The sequence below is a fragment of the Planococcus sp. A6 genome (assembly GCF_028823615.1).
Taxonomy (GTDB): Bacteria; Bacillota; Bacilli; order Bacillales_A; family Planococcaceae; genus Planococcus.
Genome location: NZ_JAPEHT010000094.1, coordinates 1 through 12,831 on the forward strand (window position 1 = coordinate 1; position 12,831 = coordinate 12,831).

At 47.2% G+C, this 12,831-nt stretch carries 16 protein-coding genes and 1 riboswitch; of the genes, 15 read left to right on the top strand and 1 reads right to left on the bottom strand.

Features of this window, described 5'->3' with window-relative positions; genetic code table 11:
• The first annotated feature begins 148 nt into the window (after window positions 1–148).
• The 15 genes from ON064_RS13240 to sufB all read left to right on the top strand — a co-directional run bounded on the left by ON064_RS13240 (window position 149) and on the right by sufB (window position 12,432).
• Complete coding sequence (locus ON064_RS13240) at window positions 149–505, top strand: arsenate reductase family protein (protein ID WP_274625133.1); 357 nt, start codon at window positions 149–151, stop codon at window positions 503–505.
• A 77-nt stretch (window positions 506–582) separates the two neighbouring features.
• Window positions 583–963, top strand: coding sequence for a glycine cleavage system protein GcvH (gene gcvH, locus ON064_RS13245; RefSeq protein WP_058381220.1), 381 nt, complete (start codon window positions 583–585; stop codon window positions 961–963).
• 61 nt (window positions 964–1,024) lie between these two features.
• On the top strand, window positions 1,025–1,366 hold the full coding sequence (locus ON064_RS13250; RefSeq protein ID WP_058381219.1) for a ribonuclease M5: 342 nt from the start codon (window positions 1,025–1,027) through the stop codon (window positions 1,364–1,366).
• A gap of 1 nt (window position 1,367) precedes the next feature.
• Window positions 1,368–1,691 carry a thioredoxin family protein gene (locus tag ON064_RS13255; protein WP_058381218.1) on the top strand — a complete coding sequence of 108 codons (324 nt, stop codon included), beginning with the start codon at window positions 1,368–1,370 and terminating at the stop codon, window positions 1,689–1,691.
• A 35-nt stretch (window positions 1,692–1,726) separates the two neighbouring features.
• Window positions 1,727–1,831, top strand: a riboswitch (SAM riboswitch).
• Window positions 1,832–1,921: 90 nt separating this feature from the next.
• Window positions 1,922–2,947 (top strand): methionine ABC transporter ATP-binding protein, encoded by a 1,026-nt coding sequence (locus ON064_RS13260; protein WP_274625134.1) that lies wholly within the window; start codon window positions 1,922–1,924, stop codon window positions 2,945–2,947.
• The gene (locus ON064_RS13265; RefSeq protein ID WP_121301078.1) at window positions 2,940–3,608 is read left to right on the top strand and encodes a methionine ABC transporter permease; all 669 of its coding nucleotides are present in this window, start codon (window positions 2,940–2,942) and stop codon (window positions 3,606–3,608) included. Before ON064_RS13260 ends, ON064_RS13265 begins: the two co-directional genes overlap by 8 nt.
• 94 nt (window positions 3,609–3,702) lie before the next feature.
• Entirely contained in the window at window positions 3,703–4,533 is an 831-nt protein-coding gene (locus ON064_RS13270; RefSeq protein WP_274625135.1) for a MetQ/NlpA family ABC transporter substrate-binding protein, read from the top strand.
• Between the two features lie 245 nt (window positions 4,534–4,778).
• Entirely contained in the window at window positions 4,779–5,945 is a 1,167-nt protein-coding gene (locus ON064_RS13275) for a dicarboxylate/amino acid:cation symporter (protein WP_274625136.1), read from the top strand.
• A gap of 102 nt (window positions 5,946–6,047) precedes the next feature.
• A complete protein-coding gene (locus ON064_RS13280) occupies window positions 6,048–6,578 on the top strand; it encodes a hypothetical protein (protein ID WP_274625137.1) in 531 nt (176 codons plus the stop codon).
• 199 nt (window positions 6,579–6,777) lie between these two features.
• Window positions 6,778–6,933 carry a YuzK family famiily protein gene (locus ON064_RS13285; RefSeq protein ID WP_167399234.1) on the top strand — a complete coding sequence of 52 codons (156 nt, stop codon included), beginning with the start codon at window positions 6,778–6,780 and terminating at the stop codon, window positions 6,931–6,933.
• 346 nt (window positions 6,934–7,279) lie between these two features.
• Window positions 7,280–8,059 carry a Fe-S cluster assembly ATPase SufC gene (gene sufC / locus ON064_RS13290; protein ID WP_058381212.1) on the top strand — a complete coding sequence of 260 codons (780 nt, stop codon included), beginning with the start codon at window positions 7,280–7,282 and terminating at the stop codon, window positions 8,057–8,059.
• An 18-nt stretch (window positions 8,060–8,077) separates the two neighbouring features.
• A complete protein-coding gene (sufD, locus tag ON064_RS13295; protein WP_274625138.1) occupies window positions 8,078–9,382 on the top strand; it encodes a Fe-S cluster assembly protein SufD in 1,305 nt (434 codons plus the stop codon).
• Complete coding sequence (locus ON064_RS13300) at window positions 9,382–10,584, top strand: cysteine desulfurase (protein ID WP_274625139.1); 1,203 nt, start codon at window positions 9,382–9,384, stop codon at window positions 10,582–10,584. The genes sufD and ON064_RS13300 overlap by 1 nt, the downstream gene beginning before the upstream one ends.
• Entirely contained in the window at window positions 10,574–11,014 is a 441-nt protein-coding gene (gene sufU, locus ON064_RS13305; RefSeq protein ID WP_121301082.1) for a Fe-S cluster assembly sulfur transfer protein SufU, read from the top strand. The genes ON064_RS13300 and sufU overlap by 11 nt, the downstream gene beginning before the upstream one ends.
• 20 nt (window positions 11,015–11,034) lie before the next feature.
• Window positions 11,035–12,432: a Fe-S cluster assembly protein SufB gene (sufB, locus tag ON064_RS13310; RefSeq protein ID WP_101190002.1), complete on the top strand. Its 1,398-nt coding sequence runs from the start codon at window positions 11,035–11,037 to the stop codon at window positions 12,430–12,432.
• Between the two features lie 66 nt (window positions 12,433–12,498).
• Here sufB and ON064_RS13315 read toward each other — a convergent pair.
• A partial coding sequence (locus tag ON064_RS13315; protein ID WP_274625140.1) for a tyrosine-type recombinase/integrase occupies window positions 12,499–12,831 on the bottom strand: 333 nt, incomplete at its 5' end.

The following is a 12,831-nucleotide window of genomic DNA, read 5'->3' on the forward strand; positions in this document are numbered from 1 at the left end:
AGGCTTGGACGCGAGCCCACGGAAAGCGAGCGGTAAGCTTCGGAAAATACGACTTCTTTCCGTTATTTATTCGGATAAATACCAACCTCTCGCGAGTCGACTGCCCTGTGGCATTTTGATATGCTTGATTTATAAGACAGGAGGAGATTTGATGATCCAGTATTACGCTTACCCGAAATGCTCGACTTGCCAAAAAGGCAAGAAATGGCTTGAAGCGAATGGCGCGGAGTTCGACTATATCGATATCTCGCAAAACCCGCCATCCGCAGCGCAATTGAAAGAAATCCACGAAGCAAGCGGCATCGAGCTGAAGAAGTTTTTCAATACGAGCGGCAAGAAATACCGTGAACTTGAACTGAAGGAAAAGCTGCCGGAAATGTCAACAGATGAACAATACAAATTGCTGGCATCAGACGGCATGCTCATCAAACGCCCGCTCGCATGGGACGGCTCTCAGGCGACACTCGGTTTCAAGGAAGATGCATACGCAAATACATGGAGCTGACAAGTTTGTCATCTTGTTTTTCATCCCTGGTTGTGGCAAACTAAAATTGAGTCAATTACATATTTGGAGGGGTTTGGATGAGCACACCACAAGAGCTTCGCTATTCAAAAGAACACGAATGGGTCAAAGTCGAAGACGGCAAAGCACGTATCGGCATCACTCATTTCGCGCAAGATGAACTTGGAGACATCGTATTTGTCGAGCTTCCGCAAGTCGGCGACGAGCTGAAAAAAGACGAGCCATTCGGCAGCGTCGAGTCCGTCAAAACGGTATCGGAATTGTATGCGCCGATCAGCGGCAAAATCGTCGAAGTCAATTCTGAGCTTGAAGACAGCCCGGAATTCGTCAACGAATCCCCTTATGAAAAAGCGTGGATGGTCGTTGTGGAAGCCCCTTCCGAAGATGAGGTCAATGCATTGATGTCAGCTGACGAATATAAAGAAATGACAAACGAGTAAGTTCTGAAAGCGCCTCTTTATGGCGCTTTTTTTCATATATGGTTTTCTGGGGGGATTACTTATGGAGAAAGTGATAGTGGTTGAAGGGATCAGCGACAAAACCCGGATAGCGCCATTGATTGCAGAACCCGTGACGATTCTTTGCACAAATGGTACAGTAAGTGCTACAAGACTCGAAGAAATGCTGTTGCCTTTTGAAGGGCAGGACATCATCATCCTCGTCGATGCGGATGCTTCCGGCGATAAACTGCGCAAGCTCATCAAGCGCGAATTTCCGGAAGCCCGCCATTTCCATATCGACCGAAGCTATAAAGAGGTGGCGACGACGCCGCTGCGGAAGCTGATCGATGTGCTCATCGCAGCAGATGTACGGGTCTTAAATCCAGTAGCAGGGAATGACTAGCATGAATGAATGGACACATAAAGAATGGCTGAAGGAAAAAAACACACAGCCTGTTTCAGCTTATTATCTGTATACGCCGATGTGCGGTACGTGCCAAGTCGCAAGCAAGATGCTCGGCGTGGTGGCGGAATTATTGCCAGACCTTCCAATGGGCAAAGCTAATTTGAATTATGTACAGGAAGTGGCGGAGCTTTATGAAGTGGAAAGCGTGCCGTGCCTGCTGATTTCACAGAATGGCCAAGTGACAGACAAGGTCTACGCTTTCCAGTCGGTGCCGTATCTATATGAGAAATTGAAAACGGTTGACGAATACAGCCAGCCATGATAAATTTAATTTCTGAAATTAACTTAATAGCGTAGCTCTTATACAGAGAGGTGGAGGGAAGTGCCCGATGAAGCCCGGCAACCGTCATGAAAATGAAATGGTGCCAAGTCACTCAAAGTGAAAACTTTGAAAGATGAGAGAACGGTTTATTGTGTTTACACATGTGCCTTTCTGCTTATCTGAGCAGGAAGGCTTTTTTATTAGCAAAAGATTTAGGAGAGTGCCCAACCATGATTGAGTTAAAAGGATTGACTAAAGTTTTCGATACTGGCAAAGCGCGTTTGACGGCTGTCGACCATGTCGACTTAACTGTGCCGGCCGGCGAGATTTTTGGCATTATCGGTTATAGCGGAGCGGGGAAAAGTACGTTGATCCGCCTGCTGAATGGCCTGGAAAAACCGAGCGAAGGTTCCGTTGAGATCAATGGCCAAAACATCACAGCGATTTCAGGGCCGAAACTTCGCAAAGCCCGCCAAAAAGTCAGCATGATTTTCCAGCATTTCAATTTGCTGTGGTCGCGGACTGTGCGCGAGAATATTGAATTCCCGCTCGAGATCGCGGGTGTGGGGAAAGAGGAGCGGCGCAAGCGTTCAGCAGAGTTAATCGAACTGGTTGGCCTGGAAGGTCGTGAAAGCGCATATCCTGCCCAGCTTTCCGGTGGACAGAAGCAGCGTGTCGGCATCGCCCGTGCGCTGGCCAATGACCCGGAAGTGCTTCTGTGCGACGAAGCGACATCGGCACTTGATCCGCAAACAACTGATGCGATATTGGAATTATTGGTCGACATCAATAAGCGCCTCGGCTTGACGATTGTCTTGATCACGCACGAAATGCACGTCATCCGGAAAATCTGTCACCGCGTGGCAGTGATGGAAGGCGGGCGCGTCGTCGAACTGGGCGAAGTGCTTCATGTCTTCCAGCATCCGAAGGAAACGATCACCAAGCGATTTGTTGCCCAAGTGACCGAGACGGAAGATTCGGCAGAAACCGTCCGCCATTTGCGTGAACAATATCCGGAAGGACAATTGGTCAAATTGATATTCGTGGGGGACCAAGCGGAACAGCCGATCCTGACACAGCTGATCCGGGAATATACGGTGGAAGTCAATATCGTCCACGGCAATATCTCCCATACTCAGCGCGGGGCATACGGCACGCTCATCCTTCAACTGAAGGGACCCGCCGAAGAAATAAGCAAAGCTTTAGCGTTCCTCGGTGCACACGATGTACAGACGGAGGTGATGGGCGATGCTTGAAACTTTATTCCCGAACGTTGATTGGGCGGATATGTGGGAAGCAACACTCGAAACCATTTATATGACGGCAATGTCCACATTTTTCACATTTGTTATTGGATTGGTCCTGGGAATCGTCTTATTCCTTACAGCACCGAACCAATTATGGGCAAATAAAATCGTCAACTGGCTGACAGGCGCTTTCGTCAATATTTTCCGTTCGATTCCATTCATTATTTTGATTATCTTGCTCATCCCGTTTACAAAATTCTTGATCGGCAGCATTCGCGGGCCGAACGCAGCACTTCCTGCATTGATCATCGGGGCAGCTCCTTTTTACGCCCGCATGGTACTCATCGCATTGAAAGAAATCGATAAAGGCGTTATCGAAGCAGCGCGGTCGATGGGCGCTACGACTTGGACCATCATCCGCAAGGTCCTGCTTCCTGAATCCAAGCCGGCATTGATCTCGGGCATCACGGTTACCGCCATTGCCTTAGTCGGTTATACTGCGATGGCAGGCATCATCGGGGCTGGCGGTCTTGGGACATTGGCATTCCTCGATGGTTTCCAAAGAAGCCGCGAAGATGTGACACTAATGGCGACCATCGCTATCCTCATTATCGTTTTTGTCGTTCAGTTCATCGGAGATTTCTTGACTGGAAAAGCGGACAAACGTTAAATTTCGCATTATTTCAGAATCACTGAATAAAACGGGTCTTTTTAGTCCATGATATACAAAACTACATTTAATAGAAGAAAAGGGGAAATTTGTAATGAAAAAACTAGTATTCGGTTCATTTGCAGCAGTATTGGCATTATCCGCTTGTGGCGCAGAAGAAGAAAGCGGCAGCGGCGCATCAGAAGGAGAAACAAGCACACTGACGGTCGGCGCTTCTAACGTCCCTCACGCTGAAATTCTCGAACAGGCAAAACCGATTTTGGAAGAACAGGGCATTGAGTTGGAAATTGAGACATACCAAGACTACATCTTACCAAACCAAGACTTGGAATCAGGCGACTTGGACGCGAACTATTTCCAACACACGCCTTACTTGGAATCGCAAATTGCTGATCATGGCTATGATTTCGTAAGTGCTGGCGGCATTCACATCGAACCGATCGGCGTCTACTCGCAAGACTACTCATCACTTGAAGAGTTGCCACAAGATGCGACGATCCTCATGAGCAATTCAGTTGCTGACCACGGCCGCATCCTGGCTATGCTCGAAGCGGAAGGCTTGATCACGTTGGAAGAAGGCATCGATAAGACGACAGCTGAAACTAGCGATATCGTAGAAAACGAGAAGAACTTGCAGTTTGATACAGAATATGAAGCGGCTTTGCTTGTGCAAATGTATGAAGCAGGTGAAGGCGATGCTGTATTGATTAACTCAAACTATGCAATCGATGCTGGCTTGAGCCCAATGGAAGATGCTATCGCTCTTGAAAGTTCAGATTCGCCGTACGCTAACATCATTGCCGTACAAGCGGGAGATGAAAACAACGAAGATATCCAAGCCTTGGTTGAAGTACTGACATCACAGGAAATCCAAGACTTCATCTTGGAAGAGTGGAACGGATCAATCGTGCCAGTCGAACAATAAAATCTTTAGCCAGCCTATTCTAAAAAGAATAGGCTCCTCTCTTTTTTTTTTTTGCGCATAATGGGTCCGTTTCACAAGAAAGGCAGTGATGGCCAGAACAAATGCAAGTAGGAAAAATTTTCTATCACTTTTTCGGAATAATAAAAATATTACGTGTTTTAGTAAAAAGCTATTAGCTTTTCGAAAACTGTGGTAATTTCACATAATAAACAATAAACATCTGTTTACACAGGGAGGACAAGATCATGAAAATTCAATTCGGTTTACTGCCGCGGATTGTGCTGGCCATCGTGCTTGGCGTGCTCATCGGCTCGGTTGCTCCAGAAGCGCTCGTTCGTGTATTTGCTACGTTCACAGGGATTTTTGGCGGGTTCTTGAACTTTATCGTGCCATTAATTATTCTTGGCTTTATCGCACCAGGGATTGCGAAGCTTGGGAAAGGTTCTGGGAAATTATTGGGGCTGGCGACAGCGATCGCTTATTTATCCACTATAGTTGCAGGGGTGTTAGCCTTCATCGCGGCATCGTCGATTTTGCCGAATTTGATGGAAGGCGGATCGCTGAGCAATTTGGATGATCCTGAAAATGCCCTTGCTTCAAGTTTCATTGCTTTGGAAATTCCTCAATTGTTCGGGGTTATGAGCGCCTTGATCTTGGCATTCCTGCTGGGAATCGGAATGGCTTCTACAGGGAGCAAGACGATGGCGTCGTTTTTCGAAGAATTCCAGGAGATTATTGAAAAAGTTATTTCAGTCATCATAATCCCGCTATTGCCTTTCCACATCTTCGGTATTTTTGCGAATATGGCATACGGAGGCGCAGTGGTTGAAATTCTTTCTCTCTTTGCGGTTGTTTTTATCCTCATCATTGCAATGCACTGGATAATGTTAACGGGACAATATACAACAGCGGGCATATTAAGAAAGAAAAACCCGTTCGGTTTGATCCGGACGATGTTGCCGGCATACTTTACGGCACTTGGCACACAGTCTTCTGCCGCGACAATTCCGGTAACTTTGCGCCAAGCGCGGAAAACCGGCGTGAAAGAACGGGTAGCAGACTTCACCATCCCATTGTTTGCGACAATTCATTTGTCTGGCAGTACGATAACGCTTGTCACTTGTGCGATCGGGGTCATCTTACTGACAGGCCAGTCGCCGTCATTCGGCAACTTCTTCCCGTTCATCCTCATGCTCGGCGTCACGATGATCGCAGCTCCTGGCGTCCCGGGAGGCGCGGTCATGGCAGCTATCGGTTTGCTTGAAGCGATGCTTGGCTTTGACGAGACGATGGTTGCGTTGATGATTGCATTGTATATGGCACAAGACAGTTTCGGAACGGCCACCAATGTAACAGGAGACGGTGCGCTAGCGAATATCGTCGATCGTTTCACACCATCCCAAAAAGCATGAATTATGCCGAAATTCAATGAATTCCGGCTTTTCTCTGCTCTCTATACGGATAAAACGGTCTGTGCTATCATATGCTGGATATGAAATTCAGGAGGCACGAACATGAAAAAGATGACAATCCTCGGCCTATCTGCTGCCTTATTGCTCGCGGCATGCGGAACCGAACAATCCACTGAAACAGCTGAAACGACTTCTGGGTCTGCCACGATGGAATCCGGTAAAGAAAGCATCAAAAGCCAATTGATGCAATTCTATTTGACTGTTTCAAAGGAAATAAATAAAGAAGATACACAACTGAATGACTTCGAAATCGCCCAAGCTGAAGATGCACTGCCAACTGGTGAAGAACTTACCGAGATGAAAGAAGCGGCTGCAACTTCTGCTGAACAAGCGATGCAAGCGGTGGAATCAATCGAAGTGCCAGAATCGCTAAGCGATCATCAAGAAGAAATCGATGGGGCGTTGGCTTCAATCGCTGCATCTTACGAGATGAAAATAGAAGAACTGGGAACAGATGCACCAGACTTCCAAGCGGCTGCCGACAAATTTGCCGAAGCTGACGCTGTTTTCAACCAAGTGTTAGAAGAAAACGGCTTGATTTCATCAAACCTTTACAACGAAGTGAGCCAATAATTTATGGAAACTGTCCGTATAACGGGCAGTTTTTTCTATATATTCCCAATAACTATGACGATGGGTCTATTTTCTGATAAATTAGATTATTTAACTTGTTTAATCTTTGTCGAGTCGGGTATACTTGTAAAAGTAAAATACGAAAACTCGAAAGGGATGGTTTATTATCGATTCTCAAGGTATTGAAAAGACGGAAAAAATGGAACAGGCATTCAGAGACGTACACGGGTACGGACTGAACGAATACCAAAATGACCCGCAAAAAATCCTTGAAGTTGAACAGCGCCGGGAGCAGGATTATCGCCAAGGCCAGTCGGTTGCGGCACAAATCGAGCGCCAAGCGCACCGCGAATAGCAATAGATACACGATCCACATACATTCAAACATTCAAATGAAGCTGCCGGACAGAGTGATTTCTCTGTCCGGTTTTTCTATGCCTAAGGATGCAGAATCTAGCGCCTTATGCAAAGTTTATTGAAATGAATTCTCATTTAGCCTAACTTTATTGAAAATGCAGGAAATCCGCGAAGTCAGCTGGAATTTGCTTGGAGACATTAGGAAATACGGATTTCAAAATGGTTTTTGGCTAAGACTTGCGGCCGATTTTAACATTTGCTACTGAAGTCGATATAAGTTAAGATTAGAATGATACTAATTAAGAGTGCGAGGCATTCTTCAATAACATTATGGAGGTATTTACATGTCAACTTTGGTCATTAAAGATCTACACGTTGAAATCGAAGGAAAACAGATTTTAAAAGGTGTAAACATCACAATTAACACGAGCGAAATCCATGCCATCATGGGGCCGAACGGTACAGGGAAATCTACCTTGGCGTCCGCTATCATGGGGCATCCTAAATATGAAGTAACACAAGGCACGATCGAATTGGACGGAGAAGACGTATTGGCGATGGAAGTCGACGAGCGCGCACGCGCAGGACTCTTCCTGGCTATGCAGTACCCGAGCGAAATTTCTGGCGTCACAAATGCTGACTTCATGCGTTCTGCCATGAACGCACGCCGCGAAGAAGGCAACGAAGTTTCATTGATGAAATTCATCCGTGAACTCGACAGCAAAATGGAAACTCTTGCAATGGACCAAGATATGGCACAGCGCTACTTGAACGAAGGATTCTCCGGCGGCGAGAAGAAACGCAACGAAATCCTTCAAATGATGATGATCAAACCGACATTCGCTGTACTCGATGAAATTGACTCCGGTCTCGATATCGATGCATTGAAAGTCGTATCTGACGGCATCAACCAAATGAAGGGCGAGAACTTCGGCTGCTTGATCATCACTCACTATCAGCGCCTGTTGAACTACATCACGCCAGACCATGTCCATGTTATGATGCAAGGCCGCGTCGTGAAATCCGGCGGACCTGAACTAGCGCATAAATTGGAAGCGGAAGGCTATGACTGGATCAAGGCAGAACTCGGCATCGAAGACGAGACTGTTGGACAAGAAGCATAATTGGAAGGAGAGACTAACGTGACGGTTGAAACAAAATTAACGATGACCGAGCAGGATGTACGCTCCTTCTCGGCTTCGCACTCAGAACCAGAAGAATTTACGAACTTGCGTGTACAGGCTTTGGCTGCTGCCGAAGCGTTGCCGCTCCCAAAACCCGATAAAACGAAAATCATCAATTGGAACTTCACGGACTTCCCGGTCCATACTGTGGAAAGCTCAACTTATGCGTCATTGGATGAGTTGCCGGAGCAGGTAAAGTCCATTGTTGATACGGATCAAAAAAATCTATACATCCAGCACAATAATACGCCGGCTTATATTTCCTTGGATAAAAATTTGCAGCAACAAGGCGTCATTTTGACAGATATCCAAACTGCAATCCGTGAGCACGGTGACTTGGTTGCGAAGTATTTCATGACAGAAGCAGTCAAAGCGGAAGAACATAAATTGACGGCTCTTCATGCAGCGCTTCTAAATGGCGGGATGTTCCTATACGTGCCGAAGAATCTAGCGATAAAGAATCCGGTACAAGCGATCTTCGTACACGACAATGAGGAAGCTTCCCTATTCAATCACGCATTGATTGTCGCAGACAAAGGCAGTGAAGTAACTTACGTCGAGAACTATATTTCCACAGTGCCGAAAGCAAAAGGCCAAGCGAATATCGTTTCAGAAGTATTTGCAGAAGACAATGCGTCTGTCACTTACGGCGCAGTGGACGTACTCGCTGAAGGATTCACGACTTATGTGAACCGCCGCGGAGTAGCACAGCGCGATGCACGCATCGAATGGGCGCTCGGCATGATGAACGACAGCGACACCATTTCCGATAACACGACATTCCTAATCGGCGACAATTCAGTCGGCGATACGAAAACAGTAGTGGTTGGAAGAGGCACTCAAAAGCAGAACTTCACGACGCAAGTCATCCATTGGGGCAAAAACTCCGACGGCCAGATCTTGAAGCACGGCGTCATGAAAGACTCCGCGTCTGCGATCTTCAACGGCATCGGCAAAATCGAACACGGCGCAACGAAAGCTAACGCAGAACAGGAATCACGTGTCCTGATGTTAAGCCCGAAAGCACGCGGCGATGCGAACCCGATTCTCTTGATCGACGAAGATGATGTAACGGCAGGACATGCGGCATCAGTCGGACGCGTCGATCCGCTTCAATTGTATTATTTGATGAGCCGAGGCATTACAAAACAAGAAGCTGAACGTCTTGTTATTCACGGCTTCCTGGCACCGGTTGTAAACGTGTTGCCAATCGAAGGCGTTAAAAAGCAATTGACGGAGGTTATCGAAAGGAAAGTCCGCTAATGAATCCAGAGATCAAGAGCTATTTTCCGATACTCAACCAGGAAATCAATGGACATCCGCTCGTCTACTTGGACAGCGCGGCGACTTCCCAGAAGCCGACACCAGTCATCGAAGCGCTGAAAGAATATTACGAGTCTGATAATTCCAATGTCCACCGCGGCGTCCACACGCTCGAAGGCGCCCGCGAGAAAGTGCAACAATTCATCAATGCCAGTTCGACGCAGGAAATCGTCTTTCTCCGCGGCACGACGACTGCGATTAACTTAGTCGCACAAAGCTATGGCCGTGCCAATGTGGAAGAAGGCGACGAAATCGTCATCACGTATATGGAGCATCACTCGAATATCATTCCATGGCAGCAGCTGGCAAAAGAACGCGGCGCTGTCTTGAAATACATCGAGCTTGAAGAAGACGGTACCATCTCGCTTGAAAATGTCCGTGCAGCCATTACCGACCGGACAAAAATTGTGTCGATGGTCTACGTCTCCAATGTGCTCGGCACAATGAATCCGGTGAAGGAAGTGGCGAAAATCGCCCACGAACATGGCGCTGTCATGATGGTGGACGGTGCACAAGCTGCGCCTCACTTGAAAATCGATGTCCAGGACTTGGATTGCGACTTCTTCGCATTTTCCGGCCACAAAATGGTCGGCCCGACCGGCATCGGCGTCTTGTATGGCAAGAAGCATTTGCTCGAAGCCATGGAGCCTGTCGAATTCGGCGGCGAGATGATCGACTTTGTCGGATTATACGATTCGACCTGGAAAGAGTTGCCTTGGAAATTCGAAGGCGGCACTCCGATCATTGCCGGGGCAGTCGGACTGGCTGCGGCCATCGACTTCCTGCAGGAAATCGGATTGGATGAAATCGAAAAACATGAACACCATATGGCAGCCATCGCGATGGACAAGATGTCGGCTATTGAAGGGCTTGAGATTTACGGTCCGAAAGACCCGGCAAAACGTGCAGGGATCGTCACTTTCAATTTGAAAGAAGTCCATCCCCACGATGTAGCGACTGTGCTCGATATGAGCGGCATCGCTGTCCGCGCAGGTCATCACTGCGCACAGCCATTGATGAAATGGCTTGACGTGACAGCGACAGCACGCGCAAGCTTCTATCTTTATAATGACGAATCGGATATCGATCGCCTAGTGGAAGGTTTGCGTTCTGCAAAGGAGTATTTTAGCGATGTCTTTTAATAATTTAGATCAATTATATCGACAAGTGATCATGGACCATTACAAGACGCCCCGCAACAAGGGCGCGCTTGAACAGGACAGTGTCAATATCGAAATGAACAACCCGACTTGCGGCGACAGGATCCAATTGACGCTGCAAGTAGAAGATGGCATCGTCAAAGACGCCAAATTCGACGGGGAAGGCTGCTCGATTTCCATGGCATCTGCTTCCATGATGACGCAAGCCGTCAAAGGCAAAGATGTAGATACAGCATTGAAGCTGTCCGGAATCTTTTCGGACATGATGCTTGGCAAAGAGTACGACGATTCAGTGGACCTTGGGGATATTGAAGCATTGCAAGGTGTATCTAAATTCCCGGCGCGTATCAAATGCGCGACCTTAGCGTGGAAAGCCATGGAAAAAGGTGTGCACGACGAAGAAAAATCGTAACAGAGAACGGAGGAACGACGATGGCGAAAAAAATGCCGGAAATCGGAGATTATAAATATGGGTTCCATGACAAGGACGTCTCCATCTTCAGATCCAAACGCGGTCTGACGGAAGACATTGTCAGAGAAATTTCGAAGATTAAGGAAGAACCGGAATGGATGCTCGAATCACGCTTGAAAGCGTTGAAACTATTCTATTCCATGCCAATGCCGCAATGGGGCGGAGATTTGAACTCGCTGGATTTTGATGAAATCACCTATTATGTCAAACCTTCTGAAGCGAGCCAGACTTCATGGGATGAAGTTCCTGAAGAAATCAAGCGTACGTTTGATAAACTGGGCATTCCTGAAGCTGAACAGAAGTACCTTGCAGGTGTCTCTGCACAGTACGAATCCGAAGTTGTTTACCACAACATGAAAGAAGATTTGGAAGAGATGGGCATCATCTTTAAAGATACAGATGCAGCACTTCGTGAAAATGAAGACCTCTTCAGAGAAAACTTCCAGACAGTCATTCCAGCAGCAGACAATAAATTCTCTGCATTGAACACGGCTGTTTGGTCGGGTGGCTCGTTCATCTACGTACCGCCAGGCATCAAAGTGGAATCGCCGCTGCAAGCCTATTTCCGCATCAACTCGGAAAACATGGGCCAATTCGAACGTACGATGATCATCGTCGACGAAGGCGCAAGCGTCCATTACGTAGAAGGCTGTACAGCTCCTGTTTATACGACGAACTCACTGCACTCTGCAGTTGTTGAAATCATCGTGAAAAAAGATGCTTATTGCCGCTATACAACGATCCAAAACTGGGCGAACAACGTCTACAACCTGGTAACGAAACGTGCTTTCGTTGACGCGAACGGCACGATGGAATGGATCGATGGCAACATCGGTTCGAAATTGACGATGAAATATCCTGCAGTTTTCCTTAAAGGTGAAGGCGCACGCGGCATGACATTGTCGATTGCAATCGCCGGCAAAGGCCAGCACCAGGATGCAGGCGCGAAAATGATCCACTTGGCGCCGAATACATCTTCATCGATCGTTTCCAAATCGATTTCGAAACAAGGCGGGAAAGTTTCTTACCGCGGAATCGTGCACTTCGGCCGCAAAGCGGACGGCGCACGTTCGAACATCGAATGCGATACGTTGATCATGGACAACCAGTCGACATCCGATACAATTCCTTACAACGAGATCATGAACGATAACGTTTCGCTTGAACACGAAGCGAAAGTATCGAAAGTCTCTGAAGAGCAATTGTTCTATCTGATGAGCCGTGGCGTTTCTGAACAGGAAGCGACAGAAATGATCGTCATGGGCTTCATCGAGCCATTCACTAAAGAATTGCCGATGGAGTATGCAGTCGAAATGAACCGTCTCATCAAGTTCGAGATGGAAGGTTCAATCGGTTAAATAAAAAGGGAGCGTGCCAACCTTTTACAGCTTTTATTTTGGCTTTGATACCAAAATGATACTGTTTCAGTCGAACACGCTCAATATTTCATGCTTTCTCTCCGTAAACATGTGGCCGTAAGTATTCACGGTCTCCTGGATATTGGAGTGGCGCATCATCTCTTTTACAAGATAGATATCAGCACCGTTATTAATTAAGTGGGTAGCAAAGCTATGCCGCACATCGTGAATCCGTATCTCTGGGTAAACCTCCGAGAATTTCTTGTGGTAGTGCGAATAGTGGTATGGCTGCATCCCGCCGAAAACAAAATAATTATCGTTGAAGCCGTGGTATTTTACTGCGGCTTCTTTTTTTATGCCTTCTAATAGCGTGACGATCCGCTTGTGCAGCACGACCGT